19 protein-coding genes and 1 tRNA gene are annotated in these 22,784 nt (G+C 46.2%); 11 read left to right on the forward strand and 9 right to left on the reverse strand.

From position 1 onward, the window contains the following. Positions 1–102: 102 nt before the first annotated feature. Positions 103–651, reverse strand: a complete 549-nt coding sequence (locus QUB52_RS08375; RefSeq protein ID WP_265240054.1) for an NUDIX hydrolase — start codon at positions 649–651, stop codon at positions 103–105. Between the two features lie 78 nt (positions 652–729). Next, positions 730–1,218: a 2-amino-4-hydroxy-6-hydroxymethyldihydropteridine diphosphokinase gene (gene folK, locus QUB52_RS08380; RefSeq protein WP_332973024.1), complete on the reverse strand. Its 489-nt coding sequence runs from the start codon at positions 1,216–1,218 to the stop codon at positions 730–732. A 334-nt stretch (positions 1,219–1,552) separates the two neighbouring features. Between folK and QUB52_RS08385 the strand changes: the two genes are divergently transcribed. The 3 genes from QUB52_RS08385 to QUB52_RS08395 all read left to right on the forward strand — a co-directional run bounded on the left by QUB52_RS08385 (position 1,553) and on the right by QUB52_RS08395 (position 7,021). Beyond that, positions 1,553–1,969 (forward strand): hypothetical protein, encoded by a 417-nt coding sequence (locus QUB52_RS08385; protein ID WP_265240052.1) that lies wholly within the window; start codon positions 1,553–1,555, stop codon positions 1,967–1,969. A 226-nt stretch (positions 1,970–2,195) separates the two neighbouring features. Then, complete coding sequence (locus tag QUB52_RS08390; protein ID WP_332973025.1) at positions 2,196–4,544, forward strand: PhoX family protein; 2,349 nt, start codon at positions 2,196–2,198, stop codon at positions 4,542–4,544. A gap of 335 nt (positions 4,545–4,879) precedes the next feature. Next, positions 4,880–7,021, forward strand: a complete 2,142-nt coding sequence (locus tag QUB52_RS08395; protein WP_265240049.1) for an SPFH domain-containing protein — start codon at positions 4,880–4,882, stop codon at positions 7,019–7,021. Between the two features lie 129 nt (positions 7,022–7,150). Here QUB52_RS08395 and QUB52_RS08400 read toward each other — a convergent pair whose 3' ends face one another. Together QUB52_RS08400 and QUB52_RS08405 are read right to left on the reverse strand one after the other, a co-directional pair. Beyond that, positions 7,151–7,597: a helix-turn-helix domain-containing protein gene (locus tag QUB52_RS08400; RefSeq protein WP_265240048.1), complete on the reverse strand. Its 447-nt coding sequence runs from the start codon at positions 7,595–7,597 to the stop codon at positions 7,151–7,153. Positions 7,598–7,630: 33 nt separating this feature from the next. Further along, positions 7,631–7,939 carry a type II toxin-antitoxin system HigB family toxin gene (locus tag QUB52_RS08405; protein ID WP_265240047.1) on the reverse strand — a complete coding sequence of 103 codons (309 nt, stop codon included), beginning with the start codon at positions 7,937–7,939 and terminating at the stop codon, positions 7,631–7,633. A gap of 181 nt (positions 7,940–8,120) precedes the next feature. Between QUB52_RS08405 and QUB52_RS08410 the strand changes: the two genes are divergently transcribed. Next, positions 8,121–8,405, forward strand: coding sequence for a DUF2470 domain-containing protein (locus tag QUB52_RS08410; protein ID WP_332973026.1), 285 nt, complete (start codon positions 8,121–8,123; stop codon positions 8,403–8,405). A gap of 189 nt (positions 8,406–8,594) precedes the next feature. After that, positions 8,595–10,235: an AAA family ATPase gene (locus QUB52_RS08415; protein WP_332968951.1), complete on the forward strand. Its 1,641-nt coding sequence runs from the start codon at positions 8,595–8,597 to the stop codon at positions 10,233–10,235. Between the two features lie 59 nt (positions 10,236–10,294). Here QUB52_RS08415 and QUB52_RS08420 read toward each other — a convergent pair whose 3' ends face one another. Continuing rightward, positions 10,295–11,392 carry a DUF3616 domain-containing protein gene (locus tag QUB52_RS08420; protein WP_265240044.1) on the reverse strand — a complete coding sequence of 366 codons (1,098 nt, stop codon included), beginning with the start codon at positions 11,390–11,392 and terminating at the stop codon, positions 10,295–10,297. Positions 11,393–11,782: 390 nt separating this feature from the next. Here QUB52_RS08420 and QUB52_RS08425 point away from each other — a divergent pair, with 390 nt between their 5' ends. After that, a complete protein-coding gene (locus QUB52_RS08425; protein WP_265240043.1) occupies positions 11,783–12,886 on the forward strand; it encodes a site-2 protease family protein in 1,104 nt (367 codons plus the stop codon). 642 nt (positions 12,887–13,528) lie between these two features. On the opposite strand, the gene QUB52_RS08430 is transcribed toward QUB52_RS08425, so the two are convergent. The 3 genes from QUB52_RS08430 to QUB52_RS08440 form a co-directional block, all read right to left on the reverse strand. After that, complete coding sequence (locus QUB52_RS08430) at positions 13,529–17,116, reverse strand: PAS domain S-box protein (RefSeq protein ID WP_332976156.1); 3,588 nt, start codon at positions 17,114–17,116, stop codon at positions 13,529–13,531. Positions 17,117–17,419: 303 nt separating this feature from the next. Beyond that, positions 17,420–17,563, reverse strand: coding sequence for a hypothetical protein (locus tag QUB52_RS08435; RefSeq protein WP_265240041.1), 144 nt, complete (start codon positions 17,561–17,563; stop codon positions 17,420–17,422). A 250-nt stretch (positions 17,564–17,813) separates the two neighbouring features. After that, positions 17,814–18,200 (reverse strand): AbrB family transcriptional regulator, encoded by a 387-nt coding sequence (locus tag QUB52_RS08440; RefSeq protein WP_106150812.1) that lies wholly within the window; start codon positions 18,198–18,200, stop codon positions 17,814–17,816. Positions 18,201–18,465: 265 nt separating this feature from the next. On the opposite strand from QUB52_RS08440, the gene QUB52_RS08445 reads away from it, so the two are divergent. From QUB52_RS08445 to pyrR, 4 genes are all read left to right on the forward strand, one after another. Beyond that, entirely contained in the window at positions 18,466–18,909 is a 444-nt protein-coding gene (locus QUB52_RS08445) for an Rrf2 family transcriptional regulator (protein WP_265240040.1), read from the forward strand. A gap of 37 nt (positions 18,910–18,946) precedes the next feature. Then, a complete protein-coding gene (locus QUB52_RS08450) occupies positions 18,947–19,330 on the forward strand; it encodes a GFA family protein (protein ID WP_265240039.1) in 384 nt (127 codons plus the stop codon). Between the two features lie 126 nt (positions 19,331–19,456). Next, complete coding sequence (gene cbiB, locus QUB52_RS08455; protein ID WP_332973028.1) at positions 19,457–20,536, forward strand: adenosylcobinamide-phosphate synthase CbiB; 1,080 nt, start codon at positions 19,457–19,459, stop codon at positions 20,534–20,536. A 366-nt stretch (positions 20,537–20,902) separates the two neighbouring features. After that, complete coding sequence (pyrR, locus tag QUB52_RS08460) at positions 20,903–21,436, forward strand: bifunctional pyr operon transcriptional regulator/uracil phosphoribosyltransferase PyrR (protein ID WP_265240037.1); 534 nt, start codon at positions 20,903–20,905, stop codon at positions 21,434–21,436. Positions 21,437–21,805: 369 nt separating this feature from the next. Here the strand turns inward: pyrR and QUB52_RS08465 are convergent. Continuing rightward, positions 21,806–21,878, reverse strand: a tRNA-Ile gene (locus QUB52_RS08465). Positions 21,879–22,063: 185 nt separating this feature from the next. On the opposite strand from QUB52_RS08465, the gene QUB52_RS08470 reads away from it, so the two are divergent. Next, positions 22,064–22,756, forward strand: coding sequence for a hypothetical protein (locus QUB52_RS08470; protein WP_332968944.1), 693 nt, complete (start codon positions 22,064–22,066; stop codon positions 22,754–22,756). Positions 22,757–22,784 lie beyond the last annotated feature (28 nt).

Raw genomic sequence — 22,784 nt, forward strand, 5'->3', positions numbered from 1 at the left:
TTCCCCGTAGGGTGCGCACTGCGCACCTTACTACTATACAATAAGTAGGGTGCGCCGAAGAGCACCTTACAGATAGATTATCTGCGTCTAGGACGGTCTGCTTCAAGTCAGAAAAGGACGCGCCAAGAAAAAGCTAGAAATAGATTTCGCATCAATTGGTTCGCCAGCTAAGATCGCTTTTTCTAATTCTTCTGGAGTGAATAAAACTGTCTCCATGTCTTCATCATCGTCTTGCGCTGGTGGCTTTTCCAATTTGACCAAATCTTGTGCTAAAAAAGCATAAATGATTTCATCGGAATAACCGGGGGCGAGCATAAATTTGCCTAATTCCCGCCATTTTCCGGCGCGATATCCGGTTTCTTCTTCGATTTCGCGTTTGATAGTTTCGGCGGGGCTTTCAGTGCTTTCGACAGTACCTGCGGGAAATTCTAAAATCCGTCCTTTGGCTGCGAAGCGGTATTGTCGCACCAAGACGAGTTTACCTTCGGGGGTGACGGGAACTGCAAGTGCTCCGCCGGGGTGGCGAATACATTCCCAGTCGCCTTCGGAACCGTTGGGAAGGCGGAGGCTAGCTACGTCAAAGTTGAATTTACGCCCTTGGTAAAACAGGCGCTGTTTGAGGAGTTGGGGTAGTTCTTGACCGATCGACATAAGCGATAAGTGAATAATGTTTGATTGCACCGATTTAAAACATCATAGGCGATCGCAGCCCGGAATTTTGCTCAATTTCTACACTTTCATTTTTTCCACTCCTGAACAGTTTACCGTTTGCAGGAGTTGTGCGATCGTACTTTTCGTCACTGGATGCACCCAATCCGGCGCAATTTCGGCTAAAGGTACTAATACAAAAGCTCTTTCGGTCATCCGGGGATGAGGTAAAGTCAGTGTCGGAGTGTCTAGGATTAAATCATCATACAGCAGCAAATCTAGGTCGAGGGTTCTCGGCCCCCATTTTTCGCGGCGAATCCGATTAAATTTTATTTCAATTTCTAATAAAGTTGCTAGCAATTGTTCGGGTTCTAGTGCAACTTCTAGGATGGCACAGGCATTAATATAATCGGGTTGTGGCGGCCCGACGGGGGCGGTTTGATACCAACTAGAATAAGAATTTACTGTGATTTCTGGAGTATTGTTGAGAGTTGCGATCGCACTTTTGAGTGTGGCGAGGGAGTCGCCTAAGTTGCTACCGAGGGCGATCGCGCATTTTGTTAGTTTCATTGCAGGAAGAAGGAAGTTCGGCAGCGGATTTTTTAACGGATTTAACGGATTGACTTCAGGGGGAAAACCCGACTCTACAAAATATTATCAGTCCTGGACGCAGGCGCAGTCAGAAACCTGGTTTTTTTACGAAAAGACGTGTTTGCAGCCCGCAGATTCAGTAAAAACCAGGTTTCTTTAGTCTTAATGCGTCGTCAGTCCTGAGTTTTTTAATCACAGCTTAATCGGCTGTTAAATTTTGTTTATTATCATTGACAAGTATTAGCATTGAGTTTGAAAAAGAATGAGTTTGCATCGGCGCTTATGTTCAACCTTTATTTTAGCAACGGTCTTTTTGGCCGCAAGTATATCAGTATCTTTAGCAGAAACTAAGGAAAGCTATATTACCTTAGATTCGGACGGTAGTCAATCTTTTGCGAGTTTGGTGCAGCAGGCGGAAGATTTGGCCACATTGTCGATCGCCCGCGAGTTTCAAGAAAATCCAGGATTAACAGAAGTTACGGTGATAGTTACAGCCGATCGCAGCCGGCAAAGAGTTCCGGTTTTGCGATCGAGAGTATCCCGCAGCCAGTGGCAGAAAGATGCGAGTATCGAACGGTGGACGAGATATTTTGCAGATGCTAAATTGCTGCTGGGATTCATAGATCCCAATATTTCGCCCGCAAATTCCGGGCCTTCGCAAAGGATTAATGTACCAGCGCCTAGTCGATCGGCATCCCGACAAAACGATCCGGCTTTTCGAGATGATTGAGATTGTGTTTGGTCGATTACCATAATAAAAATGGTTCGTAGTGCGGACTTCAGTCCGCAATAGGTCACGGACTAAAGTCCGCACTACGAACGTTTTTATTTAACGTGTTTTTAACCAAAATATTCCCCTACTTTAATTAACCAGAAGTTTAACTATCCTTAATTTAATAGTAGTAAATTTCTATAAAGACTCGTCTGACTAGGGATGTTGGGATCAAAAGGAATTTATGTCTAAAATAACTCGCCGACAACTGCTAATTTTCTTCGGCAGCAGTGCAGCTACCACTGTGCTTGCTCCTAAGCTAACTCAAACACTGTTCGGCATCAATTCCAGCGATGCCGTTGCTGTACTTCCAACATCTTTCACTCCTCTAAGACTTCCCCACCCGCTGCCAATTTATCGAGAAATGTCGAGTTTCATGCCGACTGCGCCGGGGGGAATCGGCACTGTGATGAGTGCGTCAGGGGATACGAAATTAACCAGTTACAGCGTGGTTGACGATGTGGTTGTGCCGCCGGAATACGAACGTTATGTAATTCTCCGCTGGGGCGATCGAGTTTTCCCCGATTCTGCCGACTATTTTGGCTACAACAACGATTACACGGGCTTCGTAGGCCTGCGCGGCAGCAATGACGACGGCTATCTGTGGGTAAACCACGAATACATATCTTTCCCGATGTCGAAAGTTGCGCCCGAAGCCCCGTCAGATGTGGCATCTTTTCCAGCGAGCGATCGCGCCGTCCTCGGTCTAGACTTATCTGTAAAAAATCGCGATACCCTCGGCGAATTCCTGTACAATCTCGGTGGTTCGATCGTCCGCATCACCAAACAAGCTGACGGACGCTTTCAGGCGATCGCCCGCGACCCCCTCAACCGACGCATTCACGGACTTTCCGGCCTCGGAATCAACAGCCAGCGTTCAGATAAATACAAAGATGTCACCCGATGGGGAACCAGACAAGGCGACAATAACTATCTCACAGGTACAGGCCCCGCAGCCACCCAAGTCTTCGCAGCAGTCAACAGCGACGGACTCGGCAACCGCATCATCGGCACAGCATACAACTGTTCCGGCGGCACCACCCCGTGGGGCACAATCCTCTCCGCCGAAGAAAATTTCCAAGGTAGCGAACTATTCTTCGTGGGAGTTCAGGAAAACATCAAACCCAACGGCGGCCAAACCGGCTATCCCAAGGGTACTACCGGCGAAGAATTCGGCTTAGTGGGCGAAAAATACGGCTGGATGGTAGAAGTCGATCCCCAAGATCCCAACTTCCGCCCCCGCAAACACACAGCTTTAGGCCGTTTCCGCCACGAAAACGTCGCTATTCGCGCCGAAGCGGGACGCAAGTTAGTAGTGTACATGGGGGACGATCGGCGCGGCGGACACACCTGGAAATTTGTCAGCAACGGTACTGTCACAAATCCCGCAGATAAAACCAACAGCAAATTATTGGAAGACGGCGTTTTGTACGTCGCCCAATACAATCGCAACGGTGCGGGAAGATGGCTACCACTGACAATCAATAGCCAAACCAATCCAGTGAGTCCCCAAAAAGTTGCCGAGGCGGAATTAGCAAGTTTTGGCAAAGCTCAAAGAGATGGCAATACTCGCTTGCCAAAACGCAGCGGAATTGCAAGTCAAACCGAAGATGGCGGTTCTTTTGTAGTAGATACAACTAATGAAGCAACAGCACTTCCCGGCTACAGAAATAAAACTCTTGCTAATTTCTACAGCAGCCAAGGTGCGGTTTTAGTTGATGCTTTCTTAGCTGCTAATTTGATTGGTGGTACTCCGACGGCGCGGCCGGAAGATTTGGAAGTTAATCCTACTACGAAGGAAGTTTTTATTGCATATACTGACGGCGCACCGGGAAGCGATGGCTATCCAGATTCTCGCATTTTTACTGTTGCTAAATACGGTAGCGCACTCAATAGCACCCAGCAGTCGGGAGGACTTTACAAAATAATTGAAGATAGTGCCGATGGTGCTGGTTTGACTTTCCGCTGGCAGCGTTTAGCCCAAGGTGGAGAAGCTGGTACAGTAGCTGGGGCGGGATTTGCGAGTGTGGACAACTTGGCTTTTGACCCTCAAGGCAATATTTGGGGTGTGACTGATATGTCTACTTCTACGCACAACGGTTTTGATGTGGGTGCTGTTGGTAAGCCAAGTGCGATCGACCACACGAAGACTGGAAATGTCTCGGATTTTACGGGTGTTTTCGGCAACAATTGGCTGTTTTATATTCCGACTTCCGGGCCGAATGCGGGAACTGTAGTTCCGTTTGCTCACGGCCCGAACCGCTGCGAAATGACGGGGCCGACTTTTGTTGGAGATACGCTGTTGCTTGCGGTGCAGCATCCGGGGGAAGATTGTCCGATCGATGATGGTACTGTGTTGCGCCGTCAAATTGAAATGTTGGATTTAAACGGTGCTGTTTTTAATCAAACTCGGACTGTTTCTCGTGGTAGTTTGTGGCCGAGCAATATCTCGAATGATTCGCGCCGATCGCCGATGCCGTCGGTGATTGGGATTCGTCGGGTGCGAACAAATCCCACCGGCCAGTTTGTCTAGAGTTATCCGCTGCTTATTGTAGGCGAGTATCTGTAGGGACACGGCATTGCCGTGTCCTTACTTTTTCAGTTTGTTGCATCATTGATTTTAATCTTATAGCAGTTCTCAAGTGAGTTTGCCCCCGTGCGCGATTGCTTTCTTGCCAATTGCCAATTACTAATTACCAATTATCATAGATCCCTCACCTAAACGAGAAAAATTATATCCGTATTTTCACTGATAAATATGACTATTATGACTGCAAGTAATGAAAAATAAGACATTAAATTTTACATCAGAAGTTGGGATTAGAGCTAAGCTAGAGCTAATAGAACAAATTAGCCCATATCAAAAAAATGCTTTATTCACTTTTGCCCAAGTCTCAACTCAAAGTTCGAGTTTTAAAACAGTTAGCAGCCGCCATTTCGGCATCTTTAGCCCTCAGTGTAATAACCAGTTTGAAACCCTCGCCGGTATTAGCTGCTGGCGATATCCCCCCTGCAAATCACTCCTCGACTCAGCTAGCAGCAAAACCTGATTCTAGCTTGCAGTTAGGGCAGTTGCGCACCACTGTTCCGGTGCAGACAATGCAGCTCGATGCGGGTGGATTTATCCCGATCGCGATCGGCAGTATGATAGTCATTCTAGTGCTACCGCTATTTTTTGGTGGATTAGTCGTAATTGGCGATCGGGAAGTTGGCATTGTCAGTAAAAAGTTTAGCTTCAACGGCAAATCTTTGCCCCCAGGAGATTTAATTGCCTTAAACGGTGAAGCTGGATATCAAGCTGATACATTACCCCCCGGTTGGCACTGGGGTTATTGGCCTTTGCAATACAACGTCCGCAAAGAATCTTTAACAATAGTTCCCCAAGGCGAAATTGGCTTAGTTATCGCAGCAGGCGGCGAGTCGAATCCGCCACAGCGCATCCTCGGAAAAATCACAGAATGCGACAATTTTCAAGATGCTCGCAAATTCCTCAAAGAAGGCGGCGAAAAAGGTCGGCAACTCGGCATCTTGACGGGCGGCAGCTATCGAATTAACACGGCATTATTTACCGTAATCACAGCAGGAAATGCTACAAAACACGGCATGACAGCCGAACAGTTGAAGCTGTACACAATCGCCCCCGACAAAGTAGGAATTGTCACAACTTATGACGGCGTTCCGATTCAAGATGGCGAAATTGCCGGCCCAATTATTCCCAATCACGACAACTTCCAAAACGCGCAAAAATTTATCACCGCCGGCGGGCGGCGCGGTTTGCAGGAACAGGTTCTGCTGTCCGGTTCGTGGAACTTGAACCCTTGGTTTGTCGGGGTTGACCAGGTGGCAATGACTGAAATCCCGATCGGCTATGTCGGCGCCGTGATTTCCTATGTCGGCAAAACCTCAGAAGATGTCAGCGGCGCAGCTTTCACCCACGGCAACTTAGTAAATGTGGGCAACAAAGGCGTATGGGTGACACCTCTTTATCCAGGCAAACATCCGCTAAATACTCGCATTTTGAAAGTAGAATTAGTGCCGACTACAAACATTGTATTGAACTGGTCTGGTAAAACAGAACGGCACAGTTACGACTCTAAACTTTCATCTTTAACCGTGCGTTCTCAAGACGGTTTTGCCTTCGATTTAGAAGTAGCTCAAATCATTCACGTTGGAGCTTTGGATGCTCCGAAAGTTATCTCTCGCGTCGGTTCGATGCAGAATTTAGTAGACCACGTTTTGCAGCCGACAATCGGCAATTACTTCCGCAACTCGGCTCAAGCTTATTCTGTATTAGATTTTCTTTCAGCCAGAAGCGGCAGACAAGCGGAAGCCGCCGAGTATATCAAAGCAGCTTTGCGTACCTACGACGTGCAAGCAATTGATACTTTAATCGGGGATATTTTGCCACCCGCAGAGTTGATGCAAACTCAAACGGATCGCAAAATTGCTGAGGAACAATGTAAGACTTATGAGGTGCAGCAAATAGCACAAACTCAGCGGCAACAATTGGTAAGAGAAACAGCGCTGGCTGAGATTCAACAAGAGATGGTAAAATCCGAACAAGGCGTGAAGATTTCTGAGTTAAAAGCGAATTCTCAGGTCAAACAAGCTCAAGGCGAAGCTGAGTCGATTCGGGTGAAGGGAAATGCTCAAGCTGAAGCTTATCGCGCGGGTGTTGTAGCTTTGGGCGGTTCCGGTTATACGGCTTTGCAGTTAATGCAAATTATCGGCGATAGTCATGTGCGAGTTGTACCAGATGTTGCGGTTAGCGGTAACGGTAGCGGCGGCGGTTTGGTTGACGGTTTGCTGGGAATGATGATGTGGAATCAAACGAGCAAAAATGGAGATAATGGCGGGGAATTGCCTGTAGTTACTTTGGAAAAATCGCAGCCTGCTGTGTTGGAACCTGTGGCCAAGTTACCCGTAGCAAAGGTGAATTCAACCAAGTCACCAGAAGACCGGGCGGTTGAAACCGCGTCTATACAAACAAAACCCGCCGACGCGGGTTGAAGAGTGAGCGGTTAAAATTCCGTTATTTTCTTTTAGTCCGCGCAGGCGGACTTTGTTTGTGTAGGCGCAGGCGGACTTTGTTTGTGTAGGCGCGAATTCTATTCGCCGTAAATTCTATGTTTGTGTAGACTATGTTTGTGTAGACGCTAATTCTATTCGTTGGGAATCCTTGGATGCTGGATGTAGCGGAAAGAATGCAGCCGGCGAGACACAGAAAAACTCAGCAAGTTTTTGTATGTGTTCCGTTGTAAGTTGACGCTTTTCACGCAGAATATCAGAGACAATAGACTCAGTTTTAAAAATAGGAACGAGGTCTTTTTGTCGGAGATCAAATTCTACTATCAAAGCTTTTAACAGTTCTATCCCGTAAATGTCAGGAATAGGTTCTAAAGTTTGCTCGTATTCATAAACCAGGGTTCCGAGTACGTTTAGATAATCGCGTTCGTCGGGAGTTAGTTCGCCTTTGTCTAATAGAGAGTCAATGGTTTCTTGAGTTGCGATTAATTCTGACTCCGCAGTGATGGGTCGCGGGGGAAACGCTGTGAGCAATTCTATATAGGCAAGAGAGTTGTTCATAAGATTATTCACTATTAATAGAAGATAACATTATCATTCATACCACGGGTCTTTTTTCCATTTATCTTCGTCATATTCTTCATGGGTAAGTACAGCTCTAATAAAGATTTTTTTAGGTTTAAATTCATAATCTATGAAGGTAATCAGTCTGTAGTTATTACCTCTGATGTTAAAGACAGTAAAGTTACCCACTCTATCTGCTGAGGAAAAAACTGCTTTTACTTCAGCTAGGTTTGACCACTGGGCTGTTGTCGCTAGTTTGTACCAAGACCGCAGACTTGTTTCCGCGTCAGGATACTTTTCCCAGAATTTTCTGAGTGCAGATTGGGAGATAACGTGCATATATTGCCTCGATAAAAATTTTGAAAAATAATACGTTCTTTCATGATCGATTGTTTTTCCTAAAGGCTACTCGATCATCTTAGCAAATTGCGAAGTTGATTGTCAACTGCGAATCAATCTCTTTCTCCGATCGCGCAAATCGCAGTACAATCGATCGCAATATTGCATATGAGGAATCCCCATGTCAGACCAGTTTTCGACCGAAATTAGCGATCGCATCTGCACTCACATGAACGAAGACCACGCTAGCGCCGTAGTCCTGTACGCTCAAGCCTACGGCGACAAGCCAGAGGCGACATCCGCTCAAATGCTCGCGATTGATGCCAACGGCATGGATTTAACCGCTCAAATCAATGACGAAACAGTGCCAGTCAGAGTAAAGTTCGATCGCACTTTAGCAGATGCCGAAGATGCCCACCACATTCTGATTGATATGCTAAAACAAGCCAGAAAAGCCGCAAAATAGCCAACCCTGCACAATTCTGTTATAATTTCAAGGTTCGTAGTACGGACTTTAGTCCGATTAAATCGTTGACAAGGACTAAAGTCCTGACTACAAACCTTTAGTCCGGTTAAATCGTTGAAAAAGACTAAAATCGTGACTACAAACAAAATATTTAATAAACTTTAATTTACATCTAAAATCTCAAATCAAATGACAGAAACTTACCCCCATTCCAGAGAATTAGATGCCATCAACGGCGCTCAAAAAAACCCTTTTGAGGCACTCATTAAGCGACTAGATTTGATGATTCGCGCCCGCTATTCGCTGCTGTACATTGTCGGCGCAGAAGAGGAACCAGTCGAAGCTGTAATCGCCCAAGTAGCGCTGCAAGTAACACCCGCGCGCCGAGTATTATTCTGGGATATGGTGCGCGGCTGGGAAGATAACGGTTCTGGAAAAGGTTCGGTAATGGCGGCGCTCGATCGCATCAGCAAAACTGCTGTCGAAGAATATACCATATTTGTACTGCGGGATCTGCACCCAATTTTGAGAGCTCCGTACACCGACAAAAATGCCCCAGTAGTCCGGGAATTGCGCAATTTAACCAGGGAATTGAAGCGCAGCAAAAAAACTATCGTCCTCACTTCTCACACGCTAGAATTGCCAGAAGAATTGAAAGAAGAAGTAACAGTAATTGATTTCCCCTTGCCGAACATCCAAGAAATCAATCATTTAATTTCCCATGTCGTGGAAAAGCCGGAACAGTTGCAAGTTGGTGGCTTAGCAAAGGAACAATTAGTTAAAGCTTGTCAAGGTTTGAGCCGCGCTCGAATTGGGCGCGTTTTAGCTAAAGCTTTGGCTGCAAAACAGCAAATTAACGAGTCGGATATTGACGGAGTTTTGGAAGAGAAACAACAAGCAATTCGCCAAACTGGAATTTTAGAGTTTTGCAACTATAGAGAATCCCTGAAAAATGTGGGCGGATTGGAGAATTTGAAGCAGTGGGTAAAGATGCGGCAAGATGCTTTTACTGACGAAGCCCGTCGCTACGGTATACCCAATCCTAAAGGCGTTTTGTTAGTAGGAATTCAAGGAACGGGCAAATCTTTGTCGGCGAAAACTATTGCTTCTGAATGGCGTTTGCCGCTGCTGCGTTTGGATACTGGCAGATTGTTCGGCGGCGTGGTCGGGGAAAGCGAAAGCCGCGTTCGACAAATGATACAATTGGCAGAGGCGATCGCCCCTTGCGTCTTGTGGATAGATGAAATAGATAAAGCCTTCGGCAACATTATCAGCGGCGGTGACGGCGATTCGGGAACTTCGCGCCGCGTATTCGGCAGTTTGATCACTTGGATGCAGGAAAAAACCAGCCCGGTGTTTATCGTCGCAACTGCAAATAACGTGCGGATTTTGCCGGCGGAGTTGCTGAGAAAAGGCAGGTTTGATGAGATTTTCTTTTTGAATTTGCCCTCGGAATCAGAAAGGCAAGATATTTTTAAAGTGCATTTGCAGCGTTTGCGGCCGACTAGATTGCGCGATTTTGATTTGGAGGTTTTGGCGAAGTCTGCTGAGAATTTTAGCGGTGCGGAAATTGAGCAAGTTGTGATTGATGGATTGTACCGCGCTTTTGGCACTTTTGTGAACGGACAGCGCCGAGATTTGACGACGGAGGATGTTTTGAGGTCGATCGAGGATACTGTACCTTTAGCTGCGATCGCGCGATCGCAAATTGAAGATTTGAAGCGGTGGGCGGCCGAAGCAGGGGCGAGAACAGCTTCTAATGATACTCGATTGATTGATGAATTGAAGCGCTACAGTCGGCCCCTGGGAGGAGATGCGATCGACAATTAACCAAATTTCGGTTCGCAGTCAGGAATCCAAGTCCCTAATTCTAAGGACTGAATTTTTCACTACGAACCCAGCCTAAAAATATCTGCAAAAATCGCATTTTCTCCAACCATTCTACTCGCAGCCGGCGAATCGTAAACCACTAACAACGAATTCTCCTCCCCCAAATAGGGAAACAAACTCAACCCCTCAGCATTGTCCGTACCAACATTAAAAGGCAAGTCAAACAATACCTCCAAATTTCCCCCATCTTGCCCAGTAATACTGTCGCCCGTTAGCGAAGCCCTCGAAGAGGATCGCCCTAAAATTCCCCTCAACCGAAAAACCCTCATCGCCCCCGATAAAGTCATCGTCGGCCCGGCTAAAACAATTAAATCTTCCCCATTAAAACACAATTCTCGCACACCCAAACCGTTCAAATCGACAAAATGTTTTTTGTACAATTTCCCTGCTTCCCCAATTTCCTTAAGCCTTAAAACTCCCGGTTCTGTCTCTTCAACTTCTATTTCTAAAATTATCGCCCAACCCCGCAGCACAGGCCCCCGCAAACCGAGAAAAATGCTCTCCCCCCGCACCGCAAAACCCTCAATATCGAAACCATTTTCTTTGCTCGGAATTGGCACAGAAAAATACAAGCCGAGATGGCTGTCATCTTGGAGCGCATCTGTTAGTATATTGCCCGTTTCTGTCCGCTGAAGGCATCCCGCTGTCAATTGAATTTTGGGATTTTCAGGATGGGAAATTGACTTGTACAAAATCCCATCTTTCACTGGGACTTTTGCTAGCAAATAGCGATTGACATCTGTCTCAATTGTTGCTAATCTTTCGAGATCGTCTGCGGAATCTTTACCTTTAGGTTTTTTGCGTTTTGTGCTGTGAGAACCGACCAACCAAAGGCAATTGCTGCTGAAATCAATTCCTTCAATATCGATTTCGTCGTCGTCCGATAAATCGATAAAATCCCCGATCGCAAATTTTTGATGTTCTCCAAAAACATGAGGCGATACAGGCGACAAACATTCGAGCGAAGTCGTTTCATCAGAACCCAGCCACAAATGACCGTCGGGAGTGAAAGCCACAGCCGATAAGTTTGTAATAATATCGCTCGCTTCGCTGTTGAATTGCAGCAGCAGGCGACCGAGCAAAAAGGATTCTGGCATAATTATTAGCACCAAAACTATTCTTAGGGTAAGTAATTATAGCTAAAATTGCTTGAAACTGATATCTTGCCACAGGTGCAATAGTCCGCCAGGGAATTAATTCCCCGTCTCAAAGGTAAAGTCGGTTTGAACGGACTGAAAACTTATAGTTAAAACTAAAATAAATATAATGTTCTGTCCTGAGAGAGATGACTTCCGCTTTTTCGACAGGGATTTTTAACTTCCAGCAGCCCCGCAGCCACAACCGCAGCCGGCGGTGACTATTCAGCAAACCGAACCTCTACAGACGGATAACACCCTAATTGAAGCATTAACATTTCAGTTACATTTCGTTACTATAAGGAAACAGAGAAAAAAACTTCTCGCCCATAATATCAGAGGTCGTCATATATGAATAGTACATTTCGCGTCGGCAACCTGTTTGGAATTCCCTTTTATGTCAACGCATCTTGGTTTTTAGTTCTGGGTTTAGTAACTTGGCAATACGGCGGCGCACTAGCTGGCCTGTTTCCCACATTAGGCCCTGTAGCGCCGTGGTTGCTAGGATTATTTTCAGCCTTACTATTATTTGCTTCCGTCTTAGCCCACGAATTAGGACACAGTTGGGTAGCCATCAAACAGGGAATTGGCGTGAAATCAATTTCGCTATTTCTGTTTGGCGGACTGGCTAATTTGGAAAGAGAATCGAAAACGCCAGCCGAAGCATTTTGGGTAGCGATTGCAGGCCCGTTGGTTAGCTTATTTTTGTCCGGTTTGTTAACAGTTATCGGCGTTGGTGCAGCCCTCACAGGCCCCGCAGCAGCCATCGTCGGACTTTTAGCTTCGATCAACTTAGCTTTAGCCTTATTTAACTTAATTCCCGGTTTGCCCCTCGATGGTGGTAACATCCTCAAAGCGATCGTCTGGAAAATTACTGGCAACCCTTATAAAGGCGTAATCTTTGCTAGCCGCGTCGGTCAAATAATTGGTTGGATCGCTATTGCTACAGGCATCTTCGGCAATATTTGGAATTTAGTAATCGGTTGGTTCTTGCTGCAAAATGCTGGTCAATCTGCACAATATGCCACAGTCCAAAATGAACTCGCAGGGCTGACAGCCGCCGATGCTTTGACTACCGAAAGCCCGATCGTCCCAGAAAACTTATCGCTCAGAGAATTTGCCAACAACTACGTGATTGGTAGCACTCACACATGGCGCCGGTTCTTAGTTACCGATGATGCGGGACAATTGGTAGGTGCGATCGATCTTGACGACATCAAAACCATCCCCACCGGTACCTGGCCCCAAGTTTTGGTTAAAGAGCTCGTGAAGCCGATCGAATTTACCACCACAGTCAAACCAGAATTATCCCTCCTCGAAGTCGTCACCCTTCTGGAAACACTCAAAGTCCAAGAGCTCCCCGTGATTCGCGAAAACGGAGTTCTCGTGGGACTTGTAGAAAAAGCAGAAATTGCCCGCCTGCTACAAAAACGAGCTCAAGCAGACCCTGCTTGATACCCTCAGATACTTGACAAATAATAGTTAACCCCCTCGATTGCTCTTACCAAAAGGGCGATCGGGGGGGTTAACTCTAGCTTCACAAAATTCAACTCAAACCTTAAATTATTAGCTACAAATCAATAATGATAATTATAAGACAATAGGGTTCACTTAACATATTTATGCCCCGGAGATCCCCCTAAATCCCCCTTAAAAAGGGGGACTTTGAGAGGTTTCTTGTCCCCCCCCTTTTTAAGGGGGGTTAGGGGGGATCGTCTTAAGTGAACCGTATTGAATTATAATAGTCTTTTAATCAACTGAGCGAGGACGTATGCCATCTCAGGACTTTTTCTCTCAATCCGAAACACTACGGTTCACTTAAGATTGTCCGAAGAGAGGAACGAAGCAAACAAGAGTATTTATTTTTCATAATTTTTTACCGCCTAGATCGTCTTAAGTGAACCGTATTGTATTATATCATGTTTTGTCGATTACTATAACAAAAATGGTTTGTAGGGCGGACGACAGTCCGCAAATTAAGAGCGGACGATCGGCCGCACTACGAACCTTGATATTGCATGATGGTTGAGAAAACCAGCATCAAAAATGTTTTTAGCAATACTTTTTGAGAATGATATAAGGTTCGCATTGCCCACCCTACAGTTCAATTTTTGCAATTAAATCGAGGATTTCTTGATAATCAAAGTTATCTAAATGATTCATCAAAACTTTGGCAAAAAGCTCATTTTCGCTGCGGATTTCCTCAATTGTTGTAGCAATCAAATCGAAATCAGCCTCACGGACTGCTTGTTGAATTTTGCTCGTCCATTCTGGGGGAACTTGCGGTTTTGAGTTAAGCGTAAATATTTCAGAACTATCCAATATTTCTTGTTTGATGATAGTTGAACTCTCTGAAAAATTATTGACTTCAACGGGGGCGATTGCTGTAACGGCTGGAATGTCAAATTTCAAGACTGTACCCCGTCCTACTTCGCTTTGGGCGGTAATTTCGCCGCCCATTAATTTTATGAACTCGCGGCTGATACTTAATCCTAAACCCATACCTTTTTGAAGTGTCTTACCCGATGAACTTTGCACGAACAATTGAAATATACTATCTAATTCTTCCGGGGCGATGCCAACTCCTGTATCGGCAATTTCAAACCAAATAAAAACTTTTTGGAAGTTTTCAGATGAATTAACAAATTCTTCTTTGACAGGTTTTGTTGTTCCTTCTTTGTTCGTTCCGACGGTGACTGATACTGAGCCATTTTGGGTGAATTTAACTGCATTGTCTAAGAGATTGATCAGCACTTCCCGCAACTTAATATCATCGGTTTCTACGTATTGAGGGACATCCGAGGAGCAGTCAATAATTAATTTTATTTTTTTATTTAGTGCCGGAATTTGGAACATATTCTGCACGTCGCTCAGCAAGCGGTACAAGTCAAAGCATTTGGGGTAGATTGTCATTCGCCCCGCTTCAATTCTAGATAAGGCTAAGACTCTATCGATCAGTTGAAGCAGGTGTTCTCCGCTGCGGCGAATAATTTTGATATTTTCTTTTTCCGTGAAAGTTAAATTAGTGCTGGGTTCCATTAATTGAGCGAAACCGAGAATGGCATTGAGGGGGGTTCGCAATTCGTGGCTCATGTTGGCGAGAAAGATGCTTTTAGTTTTGTTTCCAGCTTCTGCTGCTAATGCGGCTTCTTTGAGTTGTTGTTCTACTTGTTTGCGATCGCTAATATCGAGTATTATGCCGTGCCAGACGATATCTCCATTTTCGCGCAATTCCGGCCGAGAATGAGCTTGCAGCCATTTGAGTTTTCCTGAAGCTGTCACAATCCGCCACTCGTAGGCAAATGGTTCGAGATTTGTGGCACTTCTGACAATGGCCTCGAAGTGGTTGGGGCGATCGTCCGGGTGCATTTGTTCGTAGAGTAAAGCAGAGTTGTTCTTGATTTCCTCCGGCTCTAATTCTTGAATTTCTCGGCACATCGGACTGATGTATTCCATCTTAACTGAGCCGTCGGGATGCTGCACGAATATGTAAAGTTCTCCGGGAACAGTGATTGCTAATTTGTGAAATAGAGCTTCGCTTTTTTGCAAGGCTATTTGTGCTTGTTTGCGATCGCCAATATCAATCCCAAATCCAAAAAGAAAGTCAAAATTGCCATTTTCATCCAAAACGGGCGTACCGTGCCACTCCACCAACAAAGTACGCGCGGTGCTGCTATCTCCTAGGGAATCGCACTTGGTGATAAGTTGGTGTTCGTTAACCGTTTGCGGGCTGGCTTTGACACCCTTAAAAATCGAGTGCAATCCGGCTCGATCGCCCTCCGGTACAAATATAGCTAAGTAATCTTTGCCGATAATTTCTGCGGCAGTATAGCCCACAGCTTGCAGCATACAGTCATTCGCCCGCAGGATTCTACCCTCACAGTCGATCGCCACAAAAAACATCGGAGAATTTTCAATAATCTTGAAGTTAAAGTCCCGCTCTTTGCGGATAATTTTTGCAGCTTGGTGGCGCTCATCAATTTCGATCTCCAAGCGGGCATTGATTTCGGCTAACTCGATCGTGCGCGAGGCTACTTCAATTTCCAGGGTGCGGTTGTAGTCAGCCAATATTTGCTCTGCCTGTGCGCGATCGGTGATATCTTGAAAAACAATAATCACATAAACAACATTGCCCCCAGCGTCAAACACCGGCACCGATCGCACTTGCAAGCGAATATTTTTCCCATCCGGGCGAATTTCCATATCTTCAACCAGCGTTTCTTCACCCCTCACCGCTCGTGCAAACGGGGAGTCTTCCATCGGATAAAGTCGATCGGTTCCTGCTACATAAAGCTGATAAGTTGCTGAGAGTTCTGCTGCGGTTGTATTGGGCATCGCCCCTTTGCCGGTGATCTCTCCTCCCACCGAATTCATAAAAACAGTGCTACCAGTCGGAGTCAGGGCTGTCACCCCAACGGGCAAACTTTCTAACAGCTTGGCAAATTTTGCTTCGCTTTCGGCCAAAGCTTGAAAAGACTTTTTCAGTTGAGTTGCCATTTCGTTGAAAGACTGGGCTAATGCGCCCACTTCATCCAGCCTACTGACAGCAACAGTGCGATCGAATTCTCCTTGGGCGATATCTTTAGCTGCTTCGTTGAGCCGCAGCAACGGCAGCGTTACCCACCTAGCTGTCAGAACTCCGGCAATTGTCGATAGCAGGAGCGCCACCGCAGAAAGTAAAATTGTAGTGCGGGTATTTCTGTTAACTTGCCCCATGAAATCGGATTCGGGAACTACGATCGCAATCAGCCAGTTCAAACCGTAACTATCAGAAAACGGCAGCACTTCCACAAAATATTCCTGCCCGTCTCGGCTAAATTTCAGTTGCTGCTGCTGGTTAATCTCACCAAAGCCTCCGAAGTGTTCGTACAAATACTTAGCTGTGGTGCGAATGACAGGAGTTTTGCTGTCTAAAACATTCAGCCGCTGGGGTTGTTGCTTTCCCAACATCTTTCTAAAGGATGATTCTTGACTCGAACTGGCAACCAGTAAGCCCGATCGTTCGATCGCGAAAATTGCCCCCGTTTTGCTAAACTTGAGGCGATCGAGATATTGCTGAATTTCCAAGATCGAAAAATCTACCGCACTAACTCCCAGTAATTTACCATTGCGATCGCGAATCGGTTGACTCGCCGCCATAAACAGAGTCCCCGGAGTCAAACCCTGATAAATGCTCGTCCAAATCGGTTTATTAGCTGCAACAGCTTCTTTGTACCAGGGGTGCCGGCGGGCATCGTAGGTTCCCGCTTCTGTGTTTAATTTGGCGGTGCGAGTGCCTCTGTTGTCGGTCGCGTAGTAGATGTTATGAGAGTTGGTAGACTTGTTAGCGGCGACAATTTGCAAACTGTTGTCGATCGGGTTGCGCCAAATACCGAGATATTCTCCTGTTTTTTCAGAACCCAGGGACATCCACTGAATGCTTTTAAACGATCGCATTTGCTGCCAGAGGAACTTCTCTCCCCGAAGCTGGGGCTGTTCTAACTTTAAGTTTAATTCCGCGCGATCGATCGCTTCAGCGTTGAGTTGATTTACCCAGTGAGTATTTTCCAGAAAACCAGTCAGTTGTTCTTCAACTCTCTTCCCCGTCTGGGCGATCAATTTTTCGGCGAGCTCTTCGACTGCTCTTTCTCCGTTGCGAAAGGACAGATATCCGACAATCCCCACTGCTGCGACGATTTGCACCACAAAAGAGCCTACTAGAACGCAGCGTAGGGGTATTTTTGTGGGCTGTTGGGAAGTTTTGCTCGCGAATCGGGACAACGGCATAGGCTGGGGACTAATTGCTCCCTTTCACTGTAACTGTTTCGGCCTCTAATTTCACGTAGGGCGATCGAGCTTGTTTACTTCCAGTCACTCGATTTTAGATTTTAGATTTTAGATTTTAGATTTTGAGAATACGTCCGCCATTTTCTTGGCGAAGTGCAGTTTCTCACCTCAACCAAACCTGCTTATTGCCTCAAACCTCACCCGTGACATCCGTTAAATCCGTTATAAAATCCGCTGCCGAACCTCATCCGTGACATCCGTTAAATCCGTTATAAAATCCGTTGCCGAACTTCCCTCGAACCTCTTCCTTCTTCCCTCTTCGTTCGAGCAACTGTCAACTGTCAACTGCCAACTGTCAACTGCCAACTGCCAACTGTCAACTCAACAGTTACACGGAAAATCCCCGCTTGTCCAAACGGATATAGCGAGGGGCGAGAATAGGTATTCTCGGAAAATATAAAGTAGTGGCAGTGGCTTTTGTCGAGCCATTGCCATCTATAGAAGCCATACTGTTTTAGGCGCACTGAAAAATTTCAGAGCCAACTCTCTGCCTGCATTCAATGCTTGAAGTCAAACCAACCAGTTCAAGCAAGAAGTCAAAGCAAGTCGTAAAAGCCTAGGATACTTCTTCGCGATCGATTTGGCGCAGGTGAATGTGCTTGCGTCCCAGAGAGATTTCAAATTCATCTCCCGGCTGAAGTTCCATCTGCTTGGTGTAGGCGGCTCCAATCAGTAAGTTGCCGTTAGATTGAACGCTAATCCGATAGCTAGCTGAGCGTCCGCCACGTCCATTACCATTTTGCTTCCCGTCAAGCTGAATGCCTTCTGCATCAATCAGCGCATTCAGGAATTTCATCATGTTCACCCGTTCTACGCCATTTTTGGTAATGGTGTAGTAGCCACAGGCTCTAGCTTTTTCTTCCTTGGTAAGGTTCTCTAGGTCTTTGACCTTTTTGATCAGACCTTCGCCTTCAAGGGGTTCGATATTTTTCTTTTTAGCCATTTACTGAGTCCTGAAATATTCAACTGGTGTACGGATTTTTTCTCGGTTGGTTTTTGGTTTGACCAAGAAACTTTAGCTTTATAGCTGGTCGTAAAACCATATTACACCGATCGGCTCAATTGTTAACCACTATTGTCTAAATATTTTTAACAACGTGCAGTCTTTCTTGAGGAGTAGCTGCAAGGCAAGCGAGCAATCTCTAAACTCGCTAGCATAAGCTATCAGCTATCAGCTAGCTGAATATTTGCCCCCATCTGAAAATCCCATGAAGTTAACCACACGCGGACACTACAGTGTCAAAGCATTACTGGATCTAAGTTTGCAACCTCGCTTTGGCCCGACATCGGTGAAATCGATCGCGAACCGACAGGAGTTACCGGCTCCATATCTAGAAAAATTGCTGATTGAAATGCGACGAGCCGGTTTAGTCCAATCAGTTCGGGGTTCCCAGGGAGGATATCAATTGGCCCGCGAACCCGCTCAAATCTCTTTAGGACAAATCTTAGAGGCTGTAGGGGAAACTATTGAACCTTTACCTCGACATTCTCCTGACGCGACTCAAGCAGAGGACTGGGTAACATTCAGTTTGTGGAACCGATTGCACAAAAAACTGGCCGAAGCGCTATACAGTATTTCCCTCGAAGACTTATACTATGATGTCCGCAGTTGGCAAGCGGCTCTTGGGGAAGAAACTAGCTTTATCATTTAGATGGTAAGTTCATTTATTCGATCGCCAGCTTGCACACATGGACGAAACACTTGTTACCTACTCCGGTGGCTGTCATTGCGGTGCTGTCCGCTTCACAGTCACGGTTGACAAACACGAAGCATCAGACTGCAACTGCTCTATCTGTAAAAAGAAGGGATTTTTGCACCTAATTGTGCCGCCGGAACGTTTTACATTAATGTGTGGCGAAGATGTTTTGACAACTTATACGTTTAATACAGGAATTGCCAAACATACTTTCTGCCGAATTTGTGGTATTCACTCGTTCTATCGCCCCCGATCGCATCCCGATCAATTCGATGTCAACGTCCGCTGTCTTGACTCAGATGCCGTTTCCAAATTTCAGATTCTACCCTTTGACGGTGTTGATTGGGAGCAGAACGTACACTTGCTGGGCGACTAAAGTAATCTCAGCAGTTAAAATCAGGGATCAAAAATCCAAGTCCACAATGGTAGCCACAGTTAAAAGCTGTGCTAGAAACACGATCGCTCATACTCGGACGGACTATCAAGTTTGGCACAATATATAATGGTGCTCGATCAATTTGCTGTTTTGATTTTAGCTGCGGTATTAGATTATGCGATCGGCGATCCTTGGGGTTGGCCGCATCCCGTGCAGGCGATGGGTTGGGCGATCGACCGCTATACTCGAATTGTCTTTAGTATATGGAATAATCCCGCAGACAAAATGGCTCCTGCGGGCGATCGTCCGGCAGGCGATCGGCACAAACTGCTGCTACGATGTGCTGGTACAATACTAGCGATCGGGTTGATTCTAGGCAGTTATACTGTCAGTTGGTCGATCGTCCAAGCTGCTAGTTGGGTGCATCCTATTTTAGGCATTGCCCTACAGACCATTTTGCTGGCTAGCTGTTTTGCCGGTAGGAGTTTAAGGGCGGCGGCTGAAGACGTGCTCGCACCTTTAAATATTGGAGATTTAGTCAAAGCGCGAGAACGGTTGAGCCTTTACGTCGGCCGGGATACTGAAAACTTATCCGAGCCAGAAATTCTGCGAGCATTGTTAGAAACTGTAACAGAGAATGCCGTTGATGGCGTGACAGCACCGCTATTTTATGCCCTAGTTGGGTTCGCTCTGCCGCATCTATTATTAACTGTTACCAATTTGCCGATCGCTCCTAACTCGATGTGGGCGATGGCGATCGTCCCCTGTGCGATCGCCTACAAAGCAGCCAGCACATTAGATTCTACCGTCGGCTACAAAGAAGCGCCATACACTGATTTAGGATGGTTTAGCGCCAAACTAGATGACGTGTTGACATGGATTCCTTGCCGACTAACAGTGATTACTTTAGCCTTGATATCTGGCAAACCGATGTACATTTGGCAGATTTGTCAGAGAGATGCAGTTAAAGATGCCAGTCCCAATTCCGGTTGGAGTGAGTGCGTCTACGCCGCCATCTTGGGAGTACAACTAGGAGGTACAAATTCCTATCGCGGAGTGATCAAACACAAACCGCTGCTAGGAGAGCCGATTCGGGCGATCGCACCGCAGCAAATTGACCGAGCATTAAAGTTAACTCGGTATTGCTTTCTGATTTGGTTGGGACTATCATTGCTTTTTTATACCTTATTATGTTTGAGCCGCTAACTGCTGACCTCACCCGCAGACAGATACAGCCCTCCGACAGGAGTCTGCCAGATCCCAAAAAGTTTTGACGTTAGTAGTTCCCACCCCCAGATTCATCTATCAAGTCAATTATTCAATCTCAAAGCTCAAATCCCAAATCGTTCCACTCCCAGATTCATAGACGAGCAATTGCACAAATCTTTGATTGATACATAAACCGCAGATAATGGCAGATCAACACAGATGCAACGCAGATAATTTCCAGTCTTGAGAGCTTGGGAATGCAAGATGTCTCATTTGTCAAGTCAGTCTCAAATCTCAAATCTCAAATCCCAAATCTCAAATTGTTCGATTCGCCAACAGCCAACCATTAGCTCCCAGCAAGCAATGACTAAAATTATCAAAATTTTATCCCCGGATGAAGTGAGGCGAACTCTCACCCGCGTCGCTTCCCAGATTGTCGAAAAATCAGGGGCTCCCTCGGAGTTAGTGCTGTTGGGAATTCATACTAGAGGAGTGCCGCTAGCTCAAATGTTGGCAGCTCAAATTGAAGTCCTCGAACAAGTCAAAGTACCGGTGGGCGCTTTGGATATTACGTTTTACCGAGATGACTTGGATCGAGTTGCGATGCGAACACCGGCTAAAACAGAAATTCCTTTCGATTTGACTGGCAAAACGGTGGTGTTGGTAGATGACGTTATATATAAAGGTAGAACAATTCGAGCGGCTTTGAATGCGGTAAACGATTACGGGCGGCCGGAGAAAATTTGGTTGGCGGTATTAGTCGATCGCGGCCACCGAGAAGTACCGATTCAGCCGGATTTTACGGGTAAAAAGTTGCCGACTGCAAAGGAAGAACAAGTTAAGGTTTACGTTCAAGAGTACGATGGGCGCTACGGAGTGGAATTGATTAAGGGTTGATATGTTGACCAACGATCGGAATCATAATTTTGGGAGTGAGCGTGCGAGCTTAAGAGATCGCGATCCATCTCAGGAGATCGCGATCGCCCCCTAGCCTCAGAAACCGGGTTTCTTCCTATATTTTTCGTGACTCGTCACAAATTTTTCGTAGAAACCCGGTTTCTAAGCTCTTGTGCATTTAAATTGTAGATTTTGATGACAATCAAAAATCGTCAATTCCTCTCCCCCTCTCCCCTTCTCCCACTCTCCCCCTCAATAGCCATACACAATCGATATGAGCAAAAGCTTAGCCCCACGGGAGCCAGAACTGGTATCAGAGAAGAAACCGGGTTTTGGCCCCACGCGCGGAGCGTCCTAATTTATTGAAAATCGGCAGTGCAGGAGTTGAACCTGCCTGGGGCGAATTATGAGTTCGCTGCCTAAACCGCTCGGCCAACTGCCGTTAAATCGATTTGTTCGATCCAACTGAAAATCAATTATAACATAATTTCCCAGTCCGTGCTAGAACTAGAGAACAAAAATCAAAATCTTTAGATCTGTTTAGTCCCGATCGCCTGGAACGCACCTGCGCTATCGGGCTCGACCGGACAAAGCAGTTTCTATTCCCTCGGCATAAAATTATAGGCAATGGCAGTGAATTCAACAGTAGTGCTGACTCTAATTCTGCTCACTCTGATGTTTGGAGCAGGTGTGACGAGTTCTGTTTTGGGATTTACTACAGGTCGCGAAGCCTTGAAAGGAACGACTCAACCCGATGTTCGCCCCAGCAACAATGCTGGCACTGGCAAGCAGAGAACTGCCGCTAGCAAAGAGCAAGTGAGCATTTTGAAAGAAACAGACATTCTCAAAACCGTCAAAGCGCGGATAGAAGGTCGCGATCCTGACAAAAAAACGGTCGGAGCAAATACTAAAGCAGACAAGGCAAGCTCTAAATCAGCCACAGCCAAAAAACCGGGCGCGACAAATGCCAGCGCCAAGTTTCCGCTCAACAGTCGCGATGGGGGAGTAACTCTGGAAGTAAGCGCCACCAGTCAGCGCAGCAACTCCATGCTGCTAGACGTGAGCATGAAAAACGAAGGTTCCCAAGCTGTGAGGTTTCTCTACAGTTTCTTGAACGTCACTGACAATCAAGGGCGGGCCCTTTCGGCGACTGCCGAGGATTTGCCGGCGGAACTGCCCCCCAACGGGCAGGTGTATTACGGTACGGTGAGTATTCCCACCGCTTTGCTGGAAAATGCTAAGGAAGTTTCGCTGACGCTGACAGATTATCCAGGTCAAAAACTCCAGTTGCAAATATCTGGCATTCCAGTGGCGAAGTAAGACAATCAGGAGCAAAACCTCCAGACCG

Origin of the sequence: Microcoleus sp. A6-C6, from assembly GCF_036705955.1 — a bacterium.
Lineage (GTDB): Bacteria > Cyanobacteriota > Cyanobacteriia > Cyanobacteriales > Microcoleaceae > Microcoleus.

Excerpts from the sequence above, each read along its gene's own strand:
- QUB52_RS08375 (WP_265240054.1), bottom strand. The coding sequence starts at position 651 with ATGTCGATCGGTCAAGAACTACCCCAACTCCTCAAACAGCGCCTGTTT.
- folK (WP_332973024.1), bottom strand. The coding sequence starts at position 1,218 with ATGAAACTAACAAAATGCGCGATCGCCCTCGGTAGCAACTTAGGCGAC.
- QUB52_RS08390 (WP_332973025.1), top strand. The coding sequence starts at position 2,196 with ATGTCTAAAATAACTCGCCGACAACTGCTAATTTTCTTCGGCAGCAGT.
- QUB52_RS08395 (WP_265240049.1), top strand. The coding sequence starts at position 4,880 with ATGCTTTATTCACTTTTGCCCAAGTCTCAACTCAAAGTTCGAGTTTTA.
- QUB52_RS08400 (WP_265240048.1), bottom strand. The coding sequence starts at position 7,597 with ATGAACAACTCTCTTGCCTATATAGAATTGCTCACAGCGTTTCCCCCG.
- QUB52_RS08405 (WP_265240047.1), bottom strand. The coding sequence starts at position 7,939 with ATGCACGTTATCTCCCAATCTGCACTCAGAAAATTCTGGGAAAAGTAT.
- QUB52_RS08410 (WP_332973026.1), top strand. The coding sequence starts at position 8,121 with ATGTCAGACCAGTTTTCGACCGAAATTAGCGATCGCATCTGCACTCAC.
- QUB52_RS08415 (WP_332968951.1), top strand. The coding sequence starts at position 8,595 with ATGACAGAAACTTACCCCCATTCCAGAGAATTAGATGCCATCAACGGC.
- QUB52_RS08420 (WP_265240044.1), bottom strand. The coding sequence starts at position 11,392 with ATGCCAGAATCCTTTTTGCTCGGTCGCCTGCTGCTGCAATTCAACAGC.
- QUB52_RS08425 (WP_265240043.1), top strand. The coding sequence starts at position 11,783 with ATGAATAGTACATTTCGCGTCGGCAACCTGTTTGGAATTCCCTTTTAT.
- QUB52_RS08440 (WP_106150812.1), bottom strand. The coding sequence starts at position 18,200 with ATGGCTAAAAAGAAAAATATCGAACCCCTTGAAGGCGAAGGTCTGATC.
- QUB52_RS08445 (WP_265240040.1), top strand. The coding sequence starts at position 18,466 with ATGAAGTTAACCACACGCGGACACTACAGTGTCAAAGCATTACTGGAT.
- QUB52_RS08450 (WP_265240039.1), top strand. The coding sequence starts at position 18,947 with ATGGACGAAACACTTGTTACCTACTCCGGTGGCTGTCATTGCGGTGCT.
- cbiB (WP_332973028.1), top strand. The coding sequence starts at position 19,457 with ATGGTGCTCGATCAATTTGCTGTTTTGATTTTAGCTGCGGTATTAGAT.
- pyrR (WP_265240037.1), top strand. The coding sequence starts at position 20,903 with ATGACTAAAATTATCAAAATTTTATCCCCGGATGAAGTGAGGCGAACT.
- QUB52_RS08470 (WP_332968944.1), top strand. The coding sequence starts at position 22,064 with ATGGCAGTGAATTCAACAGTAGTGCTGACTCTAATTCTGCTCACTCTG.